19 protein-coding genes are annotated in these 16,926 nt (G+C 61.5%); 9 read left to right on the top strand and 10 right to left on the bottom strand.

What is annotated here, in order from left to right; genetic code table 11:
• Positions 1 to 79: 79 nt before the first annotated feature.
• Positions 80 to 736: a hypothetical protein gene (locus PMI07_RS02480; RefSeq protein ID WP_007758651.1), complete on the top strand. Its 657-nt coding sequence runs from the start codon at positions 80 to 82 to the stop codon at positions 734 to 736.
• A 73-nt stretch (positions 737 to 809) separates the two neighbouring features.
• On the opposite strand, the gene PMI07_RS02485 is transcribed toward PMI07_RS02480, so the two are convergent.
• Positions 810 to 1,676, bottom strand: a complete 867-nt coding sequence (locus PMI07_RS02485) for an LOG family protein (protein ID WP_007758653.1) — start codon at positions 1,674 to 1,676, stop codon at positions 810 to 812.
• 136 nt (positions 1,677 to 1,812) lie between these two features.
• On the opposite strand from PMI07_RS02485, the gene dapD reads away from it, so the two are divergent.
• Genes dapD through PMI07_RS02505 form a run of 4 tightly spaced genes read left to right on the top strand, consistent with a single transcriptional unit; the run spans position 1,813 to position 5,098 of the window.
• Positions 1,813 to 2,667, top strand: coding sequence for a 2,3,4,5-tetrahydropyridine-2,6-dicarboxylate N-succinyltransferase (dapD, locus tag PMI07_RS02490; RefSeq protein ID WP_007758659.1), 855 nt, complete (start codon positions 1,813 to 1,815; stop codon positions 2,665 to 2,667).
• Between the two features lie 9 nt (positions 2,668 to 2,676).
• Positions 2,677 to 3,873: a succinyl-diaminopimelate desuccinylase gene (gene dapE / locus PMI07_RS02495; RefSeq protein ID WP_007758661.1), complete on the top strand. Its 1,197-nt coding sequence runs from the start codon at positions 2,677 to 2,679 to the stop codon at positions 3,871 to 3,873.
• Entirely contained in the window at positions 3,857 to 4,468 is a 612-nt protein-coding gene (locus PMI07_RS02500) for a hypothetical protein (RefSeq protein WP_007758663.1), read from the top strand. The genes dapE and PMI07_RS02500 overlap by 17 nt, the downstream gene beginning before the upstream one ends.
• A gap of 33 nt (positions 4,469 to 4,501) precedes the next feature.
• Positions 4,502 to 5,098, top strand: a complete 597-nt coding sequence (locus PMI07_RS02505) for a hypothetical protein (protein ID WP_007758665.1) — start codon at positions 4,502 to 4,504, stop codon at positions 5,096 to 5,098.
• A 14-nt stretch (positions 5,099 to 5,112) separates the two neighbouring features.
• On the opposite strand, the gene truA is transcribed toward PMI07_RS02505, so the two are convergent.
• From truA to def, 3 genes are read right to left on the bottom strand one after another with little or no spacing between them, the layout of a single operon-like run.
• Positions 5,113 to 5,877 carry a tRNA pseudouridine(38-40) synthase TruA gene (truA, locus tag PMI07_RS02510; protein WP_007758667.1) on the bottom strand — a complete coding sequence of 255 codons (765 nt, stop codon included), beginning with the start codon at positions 5,875 to 5,877 and terminating at the stop codon, positions 5,113 to 5,115.
• Positions 5,877 to 6,812, bottom strand: coding sequence for a methionyl-tRNA formyltransferase (fmt, locus tag PMI07_RS02515; RefSeq protein ID WP_007758670.1), 936 nt, complete (start codon positions 6,810 to 6,812; stop codon positions 5,877 to 5,879). Before fmt ends, truA begins: the two co-directional genes overlap by 1 nt.
• 58 nt (positions 6,813 to 6,870) lie before the next feature.
• A complete protein-coding gene (gene def / locus PMI07_RS02520) occupies positions 6,871 to 7,386 on the bottom strand; it encodes a peptide deformylase (RefSeq protein WP_007758674.1) in 516 nt (171 codons plus the stop codon).
• A 111-nt stretch (positions 7,387 to 7,497) separates the two neighbouring features.
• Here def and rmuC point away from each other — a divergent pair, with 111 nt between their 5' ends.
• The 4 genes from rmuC to PMI07_RS02540 all read left to right on the top strand — a co-directional run bounded on the left by rmuC (position 7,498) and on the right by PMI07_RS02540 (position 10,707).
• Entirely contained in the window at positions 7,498 to 8,703 is a 1,206-nt protein-coding gene (rmuC, locus tag PMI07_RS02525) for a DNA recombination protein RmuC (RefSeq protein ID WP_051484074.1), read from the top strand.
• A 49-nt stretch (positions 8,704 to 8,752) separates the two neighbouring features.
• The gene (locus PMI07_RS02530) at positions 8,753 to 9,652 is read left to right on the top strand and encodes a ribokinase (RefSeq protein WP_007758678.1); all 900 of its coding nucleotides are present in this window, start codon (positions 8,753 to 8,755) and stop codon (positions 9,650 to 9,652) included.
• 324 nt (positions 9,653 to 9,976) lie between these two features.
• Complete coding sequence (locus PMI07_RS02535; RefSeq protein WP_007758679.1) at positions 9,977 to 10,405, top strand: Hsp20 family protein; 429 nt, start codon at positions 9,977 to 9,979, stop codon at positions 10,403 to 10,405.
• 44 nt (positions 10,406 to 10,449) lie between these two features.
• On the top strand, positions 10,450 to 10,707 hold the full coding sequence (locus tag PMI07_RS02540; RefSeq protein WP_007758680.1) for a DUF1150 family protein: 258 nt from the start codon (positions 10,450 to 10,452) through the stop codon (positions 10,705 to 10,707).
• Between the two features lie 4 nt (positions 10,708 to 10,711).
• Here the strand turns inward: PMI07_RS02540 and trmB are convergent, their stop codons facing one another.
• From trmB to ybeY, 6 genes are all read right to left on the bottom strand, one after another.
• Positions 10,712 to 11,413 carry a tRNA (guanosine(46)-N7)-methyltransferase TrmB gene (trmB, locus tag PMI07_RS02545; RefSeq protein WP_007758681.1) on the bottom strand — a complete coding sequence of 234 codons (702 nt, stop codon included), beginning with the start codon at positions 11,411 to 11,413 and terminating at the stop codon, positions 10,712 to 10,714.
• Between the two features lie 84 nt (positions 11,414 to 11,497).
• Positions 11,498 to 12,757 (bottom strand): methionine adenosyltransferase, encoded by a 1,260-nt coding sequence (gene metK, locus PMI07_RS02550; protein WP_007758682.1) that lies wholly within the window; start codon positions 12,755 to 12,757, stop codon positions 11,498 to 11,500.
• A gap of 186 nt (positions 12,758 to 12,943) precedes the next feature.
• Complete coding sequence (locus PMI07_RS02555; protein WP_007758684.1) at positions 12,944 to 13,363, bottom strand: helix-turn-helix domain-containing protein; 420 nt, start codon at positions 13,361 to 13,363, stop codon at positions 12,944 to 12,946.
• Between the two features lie 152 nt (positions 13,364 to 13,515).
• Positions 13,516 to 15,123, bottom strand: coding sequence for an apolipoprotein N-acyltransferase (gene lnt, locus PMI07_RS02560; protein ID WP_024163504.1), 1,608 nt, complete (start codon positions 15,121 to 15,123; stop codon positions 13,516 to 13,518).
• Positions 15,124 to 15,225: 102 nt separating this feature from the next.
• On the bottom strand, positions 15,226 to 16,404 hold the full coding sequence (locus tag PMI07_RS02565; RefSeq protein WP_007756043.1) for a hemolysin family protein: 1,179 nt from the start codon (positions 16,402 to 16,404) through the stop codon (positions 15,226 to 15,228).
• Between the two features lie 9 nt (positions 16,405 to 16,413).
• Entirely contained in the window at positions 16,414 to 16,923 is a 510-nt protein-coding gene (gene ybeY / locus PMI07_RS02570; RefSeq protein ID WP_007756047.1) for an rRNA maturation RNase YbeY, read from the bottom strand.
• Positions 16,924 to 16,926 lie beyond the last annotated feature (3 nt).

The following is a 16,926-nucleotide window of genomic DNA, read 5'->3' on the forward strand; positions in this document are numbered from 1 at the left end:
CATTACGGATGTTTAAGTGGTTTTGACGGGTTGCGGTCCCTATCTTCAGGCTATCGAAACAACCTGAAAGACCACCACAATGACCGCGAAGAAGATCGTTCTGGCGACCCTTGGAGCAGCGCTGATCGCCGGCGCAGCCATTCCTGCCTTTGCAGCCCCAGGGCGTGATGGTCCCGGGCGCCATGATGGCCCCGGCCGCGCCATGATGCAGGACATGATGTTCGTCCGCCTGCTGAAGAATGCCGATGCCGACAAGGACGGCAAGGTCTCCAAGGACGAGATGACCGCCTTCCAGGACAAGCTCTTCACGGCAATCGACGCCAACAAGGACGGTTCGCTGACGCGCGGCGAGATGTTCGACTATCGCCAGGCGAAGATGGAAGAGTTCCGCAAGAACAACCAGCCGGAAGTCGCCAATACCGCGGACAAGAAGGATGAGCCGTCCGACCGCGACATGGCCGACCGACGTGACGACCATCGCCGCGACCGCGATCATTCCGCCTGGAACCGTGATGGCCAGGGCCGCCATGGCTGGGGTCGAGAAGATGCCCGCGGGGAGCGGCCGCATGGCCGCCAGATGATGGGCCAGGGCATGTTCCGCATGATCGATGAAGACAGCGACGGCAAGATCACCAAGGCGGAAGCCTCCGCCGCATCCGACAAGCTGTTCGCCCGCATGGACACCAACAAGGATGGAACCATTTCCATCGACGACCTGCCGGACCGCCCCCTCTAGTTCTCCGCCCCCTTGGAACTAGTCCCGACAGTCGTCCAAAGGACCCGCCCCTTCTCCCAAGGGGCGGGTTCTTTTATTTTTCGATATCGTAGAAATCCGAGATGATCTTCCACGCCTCTTCCGCGGTCTCCACGAAATTGATGACGTTGAGGTCGTCCGGGGCGATCGTGCCGAATTCCGCGAGTGCGCCAAAGTTGATGATGCCGCGCCAGAAGGCTTCGCTGAACAGGATCAGCGGTATGCGTTCCATCCGCTTGGTCTGGATGAGGGTCAGCGCCTCGAACATTTCGTCCAGCGTGCCGAACCCGCCCGGGAAAACGACGACCGCCTTGGCCCGCATCAGGAAATGCATCTTGCGGATGGCGAAATAGTGGAAGTTGAAGCTGAGCTCCGGCGTCACGTAACGGTTCGGAGCCTGTTCGTGCGGCAGCATGATGTTGAGGCCGATGCTCGGGGCACCGGCGTCCGCCGCACCACGGTTGCCAGCCTCCATGACGCCCGGCCCGCCACCCGTCACCACCACATATTCTTGATGATTGTAGCCTGCCGAGTGCTTGCCGCAGAGCGCCGCGAACTTGCGCGCCTCCTCGTAATAAACGGAAGCTGCTTCGAGATTGTGCCGCTGGGTCTCGTTGCGGGCGGCCCAGGCGCTCTGGCCAGGCGCCGGGATGCGTGCACCGCCGAACAGCACGACGGTCGATTTGATGCCGCGCTCGGCGAGCGCCATTTCCGTCTTCATCAACTCGAGTTGGAGACGGACGGGGCGAAGTTCCTCCCGGCTCAAGAATTCGTCATCCGCATAGGCGAGACGATAGGAATGCGATTCCGTCTGCGGCGTCTTTGGCAGGACGGCGGCGGCATTCTTGTCCGCCTTGTTGTCCTTCAGCGGATCCCAGACTCCGTCCTTGCCTCGCGGGCCATCCTTCTTCGCCTTTGCCATTCGCATGATCCTTCCGGCGTCAAATGCATTGACGCCAATTCACATTGACGCTTGAGTGGCGGTCGCTTAGATCAAATGACACCAAATGGCCACCTCTCCCACCATCACGATACCGAGTGACGTTTAAGGATTTCCCATGAGCAGCCCCGACTTCTCTTCCCTCGAAAAGACTATCGAGACCGCCTTCGACAACCGCGACAGCGTCACGGTTTCGACCAAAGGGGAAATCCGCGATGCCGTCGAGGAAGCGCTCAACCTGCTGGACGACGGTAGGGCGCGCGTTGCGACCCGCGGCGAAGACGGAAACTGGACTGTGCACCAGTGGCTGAAGAAGGCCGTTCTGCTCTCCTTCCGCCTCAACGACATGGAAGTGGTGAAGAATGGCCCCGGCGCCTCCACCTGGTGGGACAAAGTGCCCTCCAAGTTCGAGAACTGGGGTGAAAACCAGTTCCGCGCCGCCGGTTTCCGCGCCGTGCCGAACGCGGTGGTGCGCCGCTCGGCCCATATCGGCAAGAACGTCATCCTGATGCCGTCCTTCGTCAACCTTGGCGCCTATGTCGACGAAGGCACGATGGTCGACACCTGGGCGACGGTCGGTTCCTGCGCCCAGATCGGCAAACACGTGCATCTCTCGGGCGGCGTCGGCATCGGCGGCGTGCTGGAACCGATGCAGGCCGGCCCGACCATCATCGAGGACAATTGCTTTATCGGCGCCCGCTCGGAAGTCGTCGAAGGCTGCATCGTTCGCGAAGGTTCGGTACTCGGCATGGGCGTGTTCATCGGCAAGTCGACCAAGATTGTCGACCGTGCCACCGGCGAGATCAGCTATGGAGAAGTACCGCCCTATTCCGTCGTCGTCGCCGGCACGATGCCGGGCAAGCCGTTCCCGAACGGAGACATGGGGCCGGGCCTCTATTGCGCCGTGATCGTCAAGCGCGTCGATGCGCAGACCCGCTCCAAGACCGCCATCAACGAACTGCTGCGCGACTGATCTGATCAAATGTCCGCTGCCGATCCCATCGCCAATCTTCAGACGCTCATCCGCTGCCCCTCGGTGACACCCGCCGAGGGCGGCGCGCTTGCGGCACTCGAAGCCATGCTGCTTCCACTCGGTTTCAAGGTCGAGCGCATGGTGGCGACGGAGCCCGGCATGCCGGATATCGAGAACCTCTATGCCCGGCTCGGCAGCGATGCCCCGCATCTGATGTTTGCCGGGCATACGGACGTGGTGCCGCCGGGGGACGAGACGTCGTGGAGCCGGCCGCCGTTTGCCGCCGAGATTGTCGGCGGTGAGCTGTTCGGTCGCGGCGCGGTGGACATGAAGGGCGGCATCGCCTGTTTCGTCGCGGCGGTCGCACGCCATATCGAGCAGCACGGTGCGCCAAAAGGCTCGATCTCCTTTTTGATCACCGGCGACGAGGAAGGCCCGGCCGTCAACGGTACCGAGAAGCTGCTCAAATGGGCGGCCGAAAGGGGCGAGAGCTGGGATGCCTGCCTGGTCGGCGAGCCGACCAATCCCGATGTGCTCGGCGACATGATCAAGATCGGCCGTCGCGGTTCGGTCTCCGGCAAGGTTACCGTCTTCGGCGTCCAGGGCCACGCGGCCTATCCGCACCTTGCCGACAATACGGTGCGCGGGCTCCTGCCGCTTGCATCTTCGCTGATGGACCCGCCCTTCGACGGCGGCACGCCGGAATTCCCTGCCTCCAACCTGGAAGTGACATCGGTCGATGTCGGCAATCCGGCAACCAACGTCATTCCGGCAAAAGCCACCTTCGCCTTCAACATCCGTTTCAACGACACCTGGACCGCCGATACCGTCAAGGCGGAGATCGTCCGACGGCTGGATGCGGCGGCTGCCTCCGGTCCACTTCGCCCGGATCGAGATCCGGCGCGCTACGACATCACCTGGGCGGAACGTCCAAGCCACGTTTTCCTCACGCGCAACAATGCCCTGATCGCCTCGCTTTCCGGCGCTGTCGAAAGCGTGACCGGCAAGGTGCCGAAACTTTCCACGACCGGCGGTACGTCGGACGCCCGGTTCATCAAGGATTACTGCCCGGTCGTCGAATTCGGCCTGGTCGGACAGACCATGCACATGATCGACGAGCGCGTGGCCCTTGCCGATCTGGAGACGCTTACCCAAATCTATGGGACATTCATCTCCCGCTGGTTCGATAATGCCCTCCTATCATGAAGTCAGGCTCTACTTCGGCGGCCTCTGGCTGCTGATCCGCGGCGATGCGCGCGGTCTGCGGCCGTTCGACATTTCCGATGAGGGCGTGCTGCGCTCCTTCTGGGCGATCGCCTGGTGTGCGCCGGCGCTGATCGTCGGCTGGATTTTTCGGCGGATGGAATATCTTCGCCACTTTCCCCAGCGCGAAGACTATTCCTTCATTTTTTTCCTGAAAATGCTCGTCCTGGAAGCAGCCTACTGGCTTGTGCCGGCCGCGGCGCTCATCGCTCTCGGGTTCGTGCTTCGGTTCATGCCGCTGGTGCCGATCCTGATGGTGGTTCGCAACTGGTTTGCCGTGCCGCTCGCCTATGCGACCTCTGCGGCCATCGCCTACCTATCCCACGCGCAGAATGGCGCCATGGGGCTTGCCGGTTACGGTTCGATCGTTCTGGCGGCAACCATTCTGGTCGCTGCGCTTTTTCTAGCCTGGTGCATTCTCAGAACAGTCATGGGCGGCCCCGTGATGATCCGGATCGCGACCCTTGGGCTCGTGGCCCTGACCGATATGCTTGTTGCGCGCGAACTGGAGAATATCATGGGGGTTTCCATAACCTGATGCGTGATTTCACCGTTTCGCAGGGAGGTCGCGATGCCTTCCTACCCTGAAGTCAGACTCTACCTCAGCGGCCTCTGGCTGCTGATCCGCGGTGATGCGCAGGGTTTCCGCCTGCTCGACATTTCCGATCGCGGGATGATGCGCTCGTTCTGGGCATTTATCTGGTGCCTGCCGGGTGCGTTCATCTCGTGGCTGTGGTGGCGCGACTATCTGCTCGAAGGCATGCCGCCGGGCGCCCGGATCGGCGGGATTTTCTTCGTTCGCATGGCGATGCTGGAAATCTTCAACTGGCTGGTGCCGCTGATCCTCGCCGGCATACTCTGCTCGCTTCTCGGCATTGCCCGGAAGTTTCCCGCGGTCGTCGTCAGCGTCAACTGGCTGTCGGTTCCCTTCACCTATCTCTACGGCCTGCTGAGCCTGCGCTTTCTGTTGCCGTCCGGCTTCGATACCGCGCTGGCGCTGGTTCACTTCGCGCTGCTCATCGTCATGGTCATCTCGGTATCACGGGTGATGCGGATGATCTGCGGGCCGCAGCCGCTGATGATCACCACACTGGTGCTGGTGCTGATCGTGCCGAGCATGCTGCTGACGGAAGCGCTGCAGCGTTTCCTCGGCATCTATCCGCTCTGACGGATTGAGGCCTTTCAGGGCTCCGTCCGGTCGCCGGGATATTCCACCTTCATGAAATAAAGGCCTTCCGGCGGGGCGACCGGGCCGCAGGCCTTGCGATCGCGCGCGTCCAGCGCTGCGCGAACGTCCGCCGGCGTCATGCGGCCTTCGCCGGCGAGTTTCAGCGTGCCGGCGAGCGAGCGTATTTGATTGTGCAGAAAACTCTGCGCCGTCGCGCGAATTTCGATCAGATCGCCGCTGCGCGTCACGTCCAGCAGGTCCAGTGTGCGGACGGGGCTTTTCGCCTGGCAATGAACCGAACGAAACGTCGTGAAGTCATGCTTTCCGACCAGTGTCTGGGCGGCAGCATGCATGATTTCGTGGTCCAGATCCCGGGTCACCCACCAGGCACGCTTCGCCTCCAGCGCCAATGGCGCGGCCCGCGAAATGATACGGTAGAGATAGTGCCGGCGCACGGCCGAAAAGCGGGCATCGAACGCGTCATCGACAGCCTGCACGTCAATGACCGCGACCTTCTCGTGCGCCATGCCCAGATAGGCGTTCAGCGCATTGCGCAGCTTGTGTGGCTCCCATGGCCGCGAGAGATCCATATGCACGACCTGTCCGCGCGCATGAACGCCGGAATCGGTGCGCCCGGCGCCCTTGACCAGCACCGTCTCCCTGGTCAGCGCCAGGATGGCTTTTTCAAGTGCCGATTGAACCGAATGGCCGTTTTCCTGTTTCTGCCAGCCGACATAGGGCGTGCCGTCATATTCGACGGTCATGCGGAATCGCGGCATCAGGAGAGCCTCGTGCCGGGCCCGAGCGGCGTGCCGCGCAGGAACTCCGCCGCCGCCAGAGGTTTAGCCCCGGCCTTCTGCAATTTCAGGAGGCGCACGGCCCCTTCGCCGCAGGCAGTGGTCAACGTCTCGTCCAAAACCGTTCCGACCTCACCCTGCCCTTTGCCGACTTCCGACCCGAGAACCTTTACGCGCTCCGGCTTTCCGTTGATCTCGGCCTCGAACCATGCGCCGGGAAATGGCGACAGGCCGCGGATGTGGTTGTGCACATCGCGTGCCGGCCTCGAAAAATCGATGCGTGTCTCGCCCTTGTCGATCTTGGCGGCGTAAAGCACGCCTTCGGTCGGTTGCGGCGTCAGCGGCAGGTCGTTGGCCTCGAGCTTGCCCATCGCCTCGACCATGGCACGGGCGCCGACCAGCATCAGCCTGTCGTGCAGTTCGCCGGCGGTCATGGTGTCGCCGATTTCGACTTCCCTGGTCAGCGCAACGGGGCCGGTATCGAGGCCCCTCTCCATCTGCATGACCATCATCCCGGTTTTCTCATCGCCGGCCATGATCGCCCGCTGGATCGGCGCGGCACCTCGCCAACGCGGCAGGAGCGAAGCATGACCGTTATAGCACCCGAGCTTGGTGCCGGTCAGGATCGCTTCCGGCAACAACAGGCCATAGGCGACGACGACTCCCACATCGGCATTAAATGCGCGGAATTTCTCGCGCTCCTCGGGATCCTTGAAATTCACCGGCGTCAAGACGGGAATGCCGAGCAGTTCGGCGGCCTGGTGCACCGGCGACTTCACGAGATCAAGGCCGCGGCGGCCACCCGGACGCGGCGGCTGGGTATAGACCGCGACGATCTCATGGCCCGCATGCTTGAGGCTCTGCAGCGTCGGCACGGAAAATTCCGGCGTTCCCATGAAGATGATGCGAAGAGACATGGACGTTCCGCGTCCCGAAAGACCGCGCCTTCTTGCTTCGGATCGCCTGAGCGACGAATCAGACCGCCTTGGACTTGGCAGCCTTGGTGAATTTCTTGATCACCATCTCGCGTTTCAGGCGGGAAATATGGTCGATGAAAAGCACGCCATTCAGGTGATCTATCTCGTGCTGCAGGCAGGTGGCGAGCAGGCCATCGGCCTCTACCACATATTCCTTGCCGTCGCGGCCCAGATGCCTGACGCTGACGGTCGCCGGGCGCTCCACCTCGGCATAATATTCCGGAATGGAAAGGCAGCCTTCTTCATAGACCGCGATTTCGTCGGAGGATCTGACGATCTCCGGATTGATGAAAACCTGCGGCTGTTTTTCCTCGCCCTCGCGCGCGACGTCCACGACGAGGAGGCGGCGTGGCACGCCGATCTGGATCGCAGCAAGGCCGATGCCCGGTGCGTCATACATGGTCTCGAGCATGTCGTCCGCGAGCTTCAAAAGCTCCGCGTCGACGCGCTCTATCGGCTTGGAAACCTGGCGCAGGATCGGGTCAGGCAGAATAATCAGAGGCTTGATCGTCATGGCTTCCCATAACCCATCTTTTTTTCCGAAGAAATAGAAATTACGGCCTGAGGAAGCAGAATGTTCACGTTTTGATCTTTTCAAGCGGCAAAATTCTGTTAGCTTCCCGCTATGAATAATCTCGTAGCGAACCTTCACGCTCTTTTCGACGATCCACGCGCTGCCGTCGTGGCGGTGATGTCTGGTGCCGTATTGCTGCTGTTATGGCTCTTTCTGGCGCGCCGTGCATCATATCGGCGGCAGGAAGATGCGGACTTGCGGGCGATGGAAGGTGAGGCCCGGCTTTCCGAACTCCTGAGAGCCCAGAGCGAGATGCAAGGCAGGCTGTCGGCCATGGCGGAAACGCTTTCGACACGGCAATCGGAGCTCAACCAGTCTGTCAGCCAGCGGCTCGACGGCATGACGCACCGGATCGGCGCGACGATCACCGAACAGACCAAGTCGACGCACGAGAACCTGCAGCGGCTGCAGGAACGGCTGGCGGTGATCGACGCCGCCCAGAACAATATCCAGACCCTGGCCAAGGACGTCGTCGGCCTGCAGGCGATCCTGTCGAACAAGCAGACGCGCGGAGCCTTCGGTCAGGGCCGCATGGAAGCGATCGTCGCCGACGGATTGCCGATGGGCGCCTATGGCTTCCAGACCACGCTTTCGAATGGGACCCGGCCCGACTGCACGATCAGGATGCCGAACGACGCTCCGCCCCTGGTGATCGATGCCAAATTTCCGCTCGAAGCCTGGAATGCCTTTCGCGAGGCCACCGCGCCGGAGGCCCGGCGAGCCGCGAGCCAGGCCTTCAAGCGCGACCTCGAGGTGCATATCCGTGATGTTTCGGAAAAATACCTGATCCCGGGCGAGACGCAGGAAATGGCCTTCCTCTTCGTGCCGTCGGAATCGATCTTTGCCGAGATCCACGAGCATTTCGAGAGTGCAGTGCAGAAGGCACAGCGGTCCAGGATCGTCATCGTCTCGCCTTCGCTGCTGATGCTGTCGATCCAGGTCATCCAGGCCGTGCTGAAGGACCAGCGGATGCGCGAGCAGGCGCATCTCATCCAGGGCGAGGTCGCGCTGCTGATCGAGGATCTTTCCCGCCTCGACGACCGTACCCGCAAGCTGCAGGCACATTTCTTTGCCGCGCAAAAGGATGTCGAGCAGATCTTGACGTCCACCGACAAACTCAACCGCCGCGGCGCCAAGATCGAGGCTCTGGAACTGGAGGCGCCTGTGGAAGCCGAGGTAACTCGCGATCTGCCGCAGGCCAAGGTGGTGGAAAGCCGCACCGGCCTTCTCAAGCTGCGGGTGGTTGACGAGGAGTGATGCTCTGGGGCAGTGTCGCGCGACTTTTATTCAGCAAGCAGGCCTGCCCATGATCACCGTCCTCGGCTCCATCAACATGGATCTCGTCGCCACCACCGAACGTCTGCCTCAGCCGGGCGAGACGGTTGAGGGATCAAGCTTTGCGACGGCCGCCGGCGGCAAGGGCGCCAACCAAGCGCTCGCGGCACGCCGCGCCGGAAGCACCGTCCATATGACCGGAGCCGTCGGCGAAGATGGTTTCGCCGCGCCGGCGTTGGCGCTTCTTGATGACGCCAAGGTCGATCTTTCCGCGGTCGCTCGCGTCAGCGAACCTACCGGCACGGCTCTTATTCTGGTGGGCGGCACGGGTGAAAACATGATTGTCGTGGTGGCTGGCGCCAATGGCACGGTGGGCGCGGCGCAGGCTGAGGCAGCTGTCGATGTCATGAAGACCGGCGACATCCTGATGCTTCAGCTCGAAATCCCGGCCGGGACGGTGGAAGCCGCGCTCAATGCGGCGCGCGCCAAAGGCGTTCTAACGATGATCAACACCGCGCCGCTCACCGGCGACGCGGCCCGGCTTGCCCGGCTCGCAGATATAGTCGTCGCCAATGAAACGGAATTCGAGTTGCTGACAGGAGCCCCGATCCCTGACGCAGAGGCCCGCCAGGCGACGTTGAAGAAACTGCATGCGGAAACCGGCCAGACATTCGTCGTCACGCTCGGGGGCGATGGCGTGATCGCGATCCGCGACGGAGAGATCGTCACCGCCGAGGGCCTGAAGATCGAACCGGTCGATACGGTCGGCGCCGGCGACACGTTTTGCGGTTATCTGGCCGCCAGCCTGGAACAGGGGCTCGATTTTGCGAAAGCGCTTCGCCGGGCAGCGGTGGCCGGTTCGCTCGCCTGCCTCAGCCGTGGCGCCCAGCCGTCGATCCCGCCTGCCGGGGCCGTCGACGCCAGGGTCTGAACTGCTTTGACCAAGCATCGGGCGGCGTTTTCGAGCACCTCGATCTCGTCGGGACTTGCAAAAGCAAGCATGATCGCCGCATCGTCCTGGCCCGGATCTGTATCGATGATGATCTTGCTGCGCTGCATGATTGCTCCCGTTTCCCGCGGCTAGTGGTTCACAACCTTGCGTTCTGTCAAGTAGTACATAGCCTGCATGGCGCAACCGTGACCATTGGTCCCGGCGCGCATCCTTGCGGTCGCCGCAGCAACCTCCCATATAACGGCTGAGTTGGCGGGCCGTACGACGGGTGCCGACATGGTCGCTTGTTGCAAGGACTGGACGATGAGCCGAATGACGCCGTTTGCGAGCCCTCTGCTTCTGGGCTTCGACGCCATGGAAAAGACCCTCGAACGCCTTGCCAAGGCGAATGACGGTTATCCGCCCTATAATATCGAACGTATCCGCGCAGACGCTTCCGGGGCACCTGAGCGACTGCGAATCACGCTGGCCGTCGCCGGTTTTTCCGAAACCGAGCTCGATGTGACGACGGAAGAAAACCAGCTCGTCATCCGCGGACGCCAGACGGAGCAGAGCGATCGAGACTATCTTTACCGCGGCATTGCTGCGCGGCAGTTCCAGCGTATGTTCGTGCTCGCCGACGGAATGCAGGTTTCCGGCGCCTCGCTCAAGAACGGTTTGCTGTCCGTTGACCTTATCCGGCCCGAACCCGCACGCATGGTGCGAAAAATTAACATTTCCGTCTCAGAGTAGGTCAACGGCGCCAATGCCGTTGCCCCTCAATGCTGGAGGCTGGAATGCTCCTGAAAGAAGCGAATACGCGTTTGACGCTGTCCGAACTTGCTCATCTGGGTGCTGGGGAAGTCGGATATATTCGCAAAATGCGGTCGGAAGAAGTGTCCCGCTGCTTTCCCGAAGCCCCGGATATCGACCCCAGTCTCGATCTTTGGGCCCTGTTCGGCGCAGATGGTACGCCGATTCTCCTGACCGACAATCGCTCCAGCACCTTCTTCAAGGCTGCTGAAGACGACCTGAAGACCGTCAGCCTGCACTGACCTTTCAGGTTTTCCTGAACGTCAGATAGGCCGAGGAGCGGCCTTCCCGGCGGGCCTTGTTTTCGTATCGCGTACCGGGCCAGCCGGCGAAGGGCGTCAGCCAGTCCGAGGATTGCTCCGCCTGCCATTGAAAACCGCCATGGTCGCGGCAATGGATGAGCGTCCAGTTGACGTAAGTGTCGATGTCGGATGCGAACAGGAACAGGCCGCCCGGCTTCAGCACGCGGTGGAAGCGGCCAAGATTGACCTCAGACACGAACCGTCTTTTCCAATGTTTCCGCTTCGGCCAAGGATCCGGATAGAGCAGGTCGATGCGATCGAGCGAGGCATCCGGCAGCCAGTCCAGCACCTGTGTCGCGTCGTCGTCATAGACCCGGATATTCTTCAGTCCCAGTTCGTCGACGCGCGATAGAAGCTTCGCCATGGAATTGACGAAGGGCTCGACGCCGATGAAACCGGTCTTCGGGTTTTCCTGTGCGCGGTGGACGAGGTGCTCGCCGCCGCCGAAGCCGATCTCCAGCCGCAGTTCCCCCACCGGAATGGGAAATATCTCTGAAAGCACCGCCGGCGCGGGAGCCTGGAGATCGAGCTTCAGCGCGGGCAGCAGAGTTGCAATGCCTTCCGCCTGGCGCTCGCGGAGCTGCTTGCCCTTGCGGCGTCCGAAAAAGGCTTCGGTGCTGCGGCTCGGGTGCTGCGGTTCGGTCATAGGCTGGTCTCTCACGATAAAAGCGGGCGTCTCCGTCAGGAGGCACCCGCTTTACAGTTTTATGGAGCTATCCGTAAAGGCCGATCAGGCAGCCTTGAGGGTATCTTCCTTCAGCGCATCCTTGAGCGGCTTCACCAGGTCGGTCTTCTCCCAGGAGAAGGAGCCGTCGCGACCGGACTTGCGGCCGAAATGACCGTAAGCGGAGGTCTTGGCATAGATCGGCTTGTTGAGGTCGAGATGGCGGCGGATGCCGGTCGGCGACAGGTCCATGACCTTGCGGATGGCGGCTTCCACCTGATCTTCCGTCGTGCCCTTGCCCGTGCCGTGCAGGTCGACATAGATCGACAGCGGCTGGGCGATGCCGATAGCGTAGGAAATCTGGATCGTGCAGCGGTCGGCAATGCCGGCAGCGACGACATTCTTCGCCAGATAACGGGCAGCATAGGCAGCCGAACGGTCGACCTTGGTCGTGTCCTTGCCGGAGAATGCGCCGCCGCCGTGCGGAGCCGCACCGCCATAGGTATCGACGATGATCTTGCGACCGGTCAGGCCTGCGTCACCATCCGGGCCGCCGATGACGAACTTGCCGGTCGGATTGATGTACCACTTGCAATCCTTGTCGATCGGCAGGTCGCCGAGCGCTTCGCGGATATAGGGTTCGACGACCTGGCGGACCTTCTTGGAATCCCAGCTCTCGTCGAGGTGCTGGGTGGAAAGAACGATCGAGTCGACGGCGGCCGGCTTGCCGTTCTCGTAGCGCACGGTCACCTGGCTCTTGGCGTCCGGGCCGAGCTTGCCGGCATCGCCCTCACCCTTCTTGCGGGCGATCGCGAGCAGCTGCAGGATCTTGTGGGAATAGTAGATCGGCGCCGGCATGAGGTCCGGCGTTTCCTTGCAGGCGTAACCGAACATGATGCCCTGGTCGCCCGCGCCTTCATCGCCCTGCTTGTCGGCAGCGCTGTCAACGCCCTGCGCGATATCAGCGGACTGGGAGTGCAGCAGCACGTCGATCTTGGCGGTCTTCCAGTGGAAGCCGTCCTGCTCGTAACCGATGTCGCGGATAGCCTTGCGGGCGGCCGACTTGAACTTCGAAGGATTGATGACGTCCTTGCCGTTCTTGTCCTTCTTCATCAGGCTCGGCGGCAGACGGACTTCGCCGGCGATGACCACGCGGTTCGTGGTTGCGAGCGTTTCGCAGGCAATGCGCACGGTCCAGGGATCGACGCCGGTCTTGGCCGCTTCGCGGTACACAAGATCTACAATTTCATCGGAGATACGATCACAAACCTTGTCCGGATGGCCCTCGGCGACGGACTCGCTGGTGAACAGATAACTTGCGCGCATTACGGGATTCCCCTCAAAGAAACGAACGCATCTGTGTTAGTGATTTCCGGCGACAAACACAAGCGTACAACGACATAAATATATCTTTATGTGTACAAGCCAAGCATTCCCGCAACACTCCGATGCCTCACAAAGGCAACAAAAAAGCGGCCCTGAGGCCGCTTCCGTGTTGATATCGAATGAGCCTTATTCGACCTCGGCGTCCGCTGCCAGAGCCTTTACGAGATCAACCACACGCCGACGAATTTTCGGGTCGGAAATCTTCACGAAAGCCCGGTTGAGTTGCAGGCCCTCGGAAGAGGAGAGGAAATCGACCACATAGTTGGAGCTCGAGGCTTCCGCCATCCCGCTCTGACCACCACCTTGATCGCCCGGCGCATCCTCGAAGAAGAAGGATACCGGCACGTTGAGGATGCTGGAAATATTCTGCAGACGGCTGGCGCCAACGCGGTTGGTGCCCTTCTCGTATTTCTGAATCTGCTGAAAAGTGATGCCAAGGCTTTCGCCCAGCTTTTCCTGGCTCATCCCGAGCATGGTCCGGCGAAGGCGAATCCGGCTTCCGACGTGAATATCGATCGGGTTCGGCTTCTTTTTGTTTTCAATCATAACGATGTCCTGACGACGTTTGTTGTTTAATCCTCACAACCCGGTCTGCGTGTGGAGATACACTTCGCGCGGCTGGTCACAACAGGCTCAACGTTTGAAGCATATGGCGAGACGAAAGGCTGAGACCACTATGCAATTTTAGGGGTTTTTGGTCAATTCGTCCGAAAATTAAAACCAACGCGCGAGACGGCTGCAATCAACAACATGAGTGAAAGAACCAACCAGAAGTGCCTTTCCCGAGCGGCCAAGTCCCAATGCGGGATTGAAATACTGCCCAAGGTTGCGTCTATCACGCCTTTTTGATTGTAGTCCATACCCCGTATTAGTCTTCCGAAGGGGTCGACAACCGCTGAAACGCCGGTATTCGCCCCGCGAATCAGCGGCAGACCGTTTTCGACCGCGCGGATTCGAGCCTGCTGGAAGTGCTGGTAGGGTCCCGGCGTCGCTCCGAACCAGCCGTCATTGGTGACGTTCAGAAGTGCGCTCGCCCGCTCCACGTCCTGCCCGATTTCGTCCGGGAAGATCGCCTCGTAGCAGATCAGCGGGTAGAAGGTCATGCCGCCCGGCAGGGTCAGCATTGACCGGACGGGCGCTGCGCTGAACCCGCCCGGCATGGCGATGGCGTCGGGAATTCCAAGGTTGCGCAGGAGATCCTCGTAGGGGACATATTCCCCGAACGGGACGAGGTGCACCTTGTCGGACGCCGAAACGATCTGGCCTTCGCTGTCGATCACATAGATGGAATTGTAGAAACGCGGCGCAATGCCCGCGCCTGCATCTTCCGAGCGCACCGCGCCGGTGATGAGGACCTGGCCATCCTGCAGCACCTCGGCGATACGGGTCAACGCATCCGGGTTTTGAGTCAAAATGAAGGGCACGGAGGTTTCCGGCCAGACGATGATATCCGGCCGCTTGCCACCGCTCTCCGGCGGCAGGGCGGACAGCGCCAGATGTTCCTCGAAGATCGCCGCTCGTTCGGCATCATCCAGTTTTCGCGCCTGGTCGATCACCGGCTGGACGATGCGGACGACCGGCTGATTGTCGGCGGCCGGTGCCGGTGCCGGTGCCGCGTCGGCGACGTGAAGCCGATAGGCGCCATAACCGAGATGAGCGGCCAATAGCAGGGCCGTCAGTGCCAACCCGGTCTTCATGCCCTTGCCGGTGGCGACCAGGGCGGGTGCTGAAAACACGAAGACGGCGAGCACCGTCACCCCGAAAATGCCGAGCACGGCCGCGGACTGCATCATCAGCGGCATGGGCATCGCGCCATATCCGATCGCGTTCCAGGGGAAGCCGGTGGCAACGAGGCCGCGCAGCCATTCGGCAAGGCCGAAACCGAAGGCGAGCGAAGCGATCCGCCCGAAACCATCCGACCAGAAGATGCGGGCGATGGCCGTCGCGAGGCCGTAGAAGAGGGCGAGATAGGCCGGCAGGCCGAGAACAGCGAGCGGCAGCGCCCAGGCGAATTCGTCCGCTTCCACCAACAGCGCATTGCCGAGCCACCAGAGGCCGGCGACGAAATACCCGAAACCGAAGACCCAGCCGATCCAGAAGGCCGAACGGAACCGCCCGAACCATCCGCCATCCGGGTTGCCGGTGGAACCGTCGATCAGCCAGACAAGCAGCGTGAAGGAGATGAAGAGCGCCGCAAAGAAGCCGAAGGGCGGCAGGGCGAGCGCGCCGAGCGCGCCTGCCAGAAAAGCGACCACGACGCGCGGGAAGCCCCAGAGAAGCATGATCCTGCCCGCCAGCCGCACCATCTATGTTCCCTTCCGCCCCGAATCAGCCGCTGCAGTGTTTCAAAAAATGGCGGGCTTGTCCTGAGGTCAAAGAGGCTCGGATAGCTCAGGGATCATTCAGGTCTAGTGATTGGGCCGGTCGGTATCCGGCGCGGATGGCGCAGGCAGCAGCACGGTGGTCGGCGTCTGATCGGTCAGCAGCATTTCGCCCTCGCCCTTCTGACGGCGGCGAGCGAGCGTCCGCTTGCGCAGGATCCGTACGCGCTTGATTCGGCGAGGATCGGCTTCCAGGATCTGGAATTCGAAGCCAGGCACAGCCTGCACCACCTCACCGCGCACCGGAATACGGCCGAGAGCGGAGAAGATCAGCCCTCCCAGCGTATCGACGTCTTCGAGGCGATCGCGAATGTCGAAATCGGAACCGATCGCCTCGGCGATCTCCTCGAGTTCGATACGCGCGTCTGCGACGAAGACATCCTCGCTGGTGCGCGAGAACATGGCTTCCTCGTTGTCATGCTCGTCCTCGACGTCACCGATCACCATTTCGACGATGTCCTCGTGGGTGACGAGGCCGTCGGTGCCGCCATATTCGTCGATGACGAGCGCGAGCTGGGTGCGGGCCGCCTGCATGCTCTGCATCAGGTCGGAGGCGAGCATTGAAGGCGGCACGAACAGGATCTTGCGGATCAGCCCGGCTTCCGCAACGGTCTGCTCCAGGTCGACGCGACCGAGGTCGAAGGCGGGCCGCGGCGTGCGCACTGTCTTTTCCGCCTTCTCCGGCTTGTCCGTTGCCAGCGGCATCGGCTGGGCGGGCGCCGCGCGCGCACTGGTGCGGCGTTTGTTGCGCGCCTGCTTGGCAAGATAGGACAAGAGATCGCGGATATGGACCATGCCGCGCGGGTCGTCGAGCGTATCGCTGTAGACCGGCATGCGCGAGCGACCGGTTTCCTCGAAATGGATCATCAGTTCGCCGATGGTCATGGTCATATCGACCGCCTCGATATCGGCGCGGGGTACCATGATGTCTTCGACCCGGACCTCGCGGAAGCGGAGGATATTGTGCAGCATCGCCCGTTCCTCGGGCGAAAAGGCATTGCTGATATTGGAATCGGTCATCAAAGCATCGGCGAGGTCCTCGCGGAGCTTCTCGCCCTGCGACGGCCTGAGGAGCCTGAGCGCGCGCGACCAGAAAGAGCTTTGGTGTTTTTGGGCTTCCGCTCGAGACGGACTACTGCCCTCTTCCGAGGAACTTGAGTCGGCGTCCTTGCCCTCGCGGGTCGGGTTTGTCGAAAAGTCGTTCATTGATCCAGACTATACTATCGGGTCTTGCCCCGCATAGGGGTCAGATAGGCCAAGCACGGCCAAAATGCGAGTCTCCAACGCTTCCATTCTTTCCGCTTCGTCCGTTTCCATATGGTCGTAGCCGAACAGATGCAGGAAACCGTGGACGAGCAGATGGGTCAGATGATCCTCGAAACTCTTGTCGAGATCAACCGCTTCCCGCTCAACCGTCTCGCGAGCGATGACGATATCGCCGAGCATCGGCCCCGGCATCTTGCCCGGCTCAAGCGGAAAGGCGGGGAAAGACAGGACGTTGGTCGGCTTGTCCTTGCCGCGCCATTCGGCATTAATTTCCTGGATCGCCGCGTCGTCGGTAAAGACCAGCGACAGTTCCGGCGCAATTTTCGGGAACGGCTGCTTTTCTTGCCCGACCAGGAATTCGGCGGCGGCGCCGAGCGTCTTTTCGCTTAAGGCCAGAAGGGCCGGCTCTTCGGGCCAGCCCTCGTCTTCAATGCTGATCTGTATGTCGAGTTGCGGCATAAG

This window comes from Rhizobium sp. CF080 (assembly GCF_000282095.2).
Classification (GTDB): Bacteria; Pseudomonadota; Alphaproteobacteria; order Rhizobiales; family Rhizobiaceae; genus Neorhizobium.

What these genes read in the sequence shown, in the direction of transcription:
- PMI07_RS02480 (WP_007758651.1), top strand. Translation starts at nt 80, where the DNA reads ATGACCGCGAAGAAGATCGTTCTGGCGACCCTTGGAGCAGCGCTGATC.
- PMI07_RS02485 (WP_007758653.1), bottom strand. Translation starts at nt 1,676, where the DNA reads ATGGCAAAGGCGAAGAAGGATGGCCCGCGAGGCAAGGACGGAGTCTGG.
- dapD (WP_007758659.1), top strand. Translation starts at nt 1,813, where the DNA reads ATGAGCAGCCCCGACTTCTCTTCCCTCGAAAAGACTATCGAGACCGCC.
- dapE (WP_007758661.1), top strand. Translation starts at nt 2,677, where the DNA reads ATGTCCGCTGCCGATCCCATCGCCAATCTTCAGACGCTCATCCGCTGC.
- PMI07_RS02500 (WP_007758663.1), top strand. Translation starts at nt 3,857, where the DNA reads ATGCCCTCCTATCATGAAGTCAGGCTCTACTTCGGCGGCCTCTGGCTG.
- PMI07_RS02505 (WP_007758665.1), top strand. Translation starts at nt 4,502, where the DNA reads ATGCCTTCCTACCCTGAAGTCAGACTCTACCTCAGCGGCCTCTGGCTG.
- truA (WP_007758667.1), bottom strand. Translation starts at nt 5,877, where the DNA reads ATGCCGCGATTCCGCATGACCGTCGAATATGACGGCACGCCCTATGTC.
- fmt (WP_007758670.1), bottom strand. Translation starts at nt 6,812, where the DNA reads ATGTCTCTTCGCATCATCTTCATGGGAACGCCGGAATTTTCCGTGCCG.
- def (WP_007758674.1), bottom strand. Translation starts at nt 7,386, where the DNA reads ATGACGATCAAGCCTCTGATTATTCTGCCTGACCCGATCCTGCGCCAG.
- rmuC (WP_051484074.1), top strand. Translation starts at nt 7,498, where the DNA reads ATGAATAATCTCGTAGCGAACCTTCACGCTCTTTTCGACGATCCACGC.
- PMI07_RS02530 (WP_007758678.1), top strand. Translation starts at nt 8,753, where the DNA reads ATGATCACCGTCCTCGGCTCCATCAACATGGATCTCGTCGCCACCACC.
- PMI07_RS02535 (WP_007758679.1), top strand. Translation starts at nt 9,977, where the DNA reads ATGAGCCGAATGACGCCGTTTGCGAGCCCTCTGCTTCTGGGCTTCGAC.
- PMI07_RS02540 (WP_007758680.1), top strand. Translation starts at nt 10,450, where the DNA reads ATGCTCCTGAAAGAAGCGAATACGCGTTTGACGCTGTCCGAACTTGCT.
- trmB (WP_007758681.1), bottom strand. Translation starts at nt 11,413, where the DNA reads ATGACCGAACCGCAGCACCCGAGCCGCAGCACCGAAGCCTTTTTCGGA.
- metK (WP_007758682.1), bottom strand. Translation starts at nt 12,757, where the DNA reads ATGCGCGCAAGTTATCTGTTCACCAGCGAGTCCGTCGCCGAGGGCCAT.
- PMI07_RS02555 (WP_007758684.1), bottom strand. Translation starts at nt 13,363, where the DNA reads ATGATTGAAAACAAAAAGAAGCCGAACCCGATCGATATTCACGTCGGA.
- lnt (WP_024163504.1), bottom strand. Translation starts at nt 15,123, where the DNA reads ATGGTGCGGCTGGCGGGCAGGATCATGCTTCTCTGGGGCTTCCCGCGC.
- PMI07_RS02565 (WP_007756043.1), bottom strand. Translation starts at nt 16,404, where the DNA reads ATGAACGACTTTTCGACAAACCCGACCCGCGAGGGCAAGGACGCCGAC.
- ybeY (WP_007756047.1), bottom strand. Translation starts at nt 16,923, where the DNA reads ATGCCGCAACTCGACATACAGATCAGCATTGAAGACGAGGGCTGGCCC.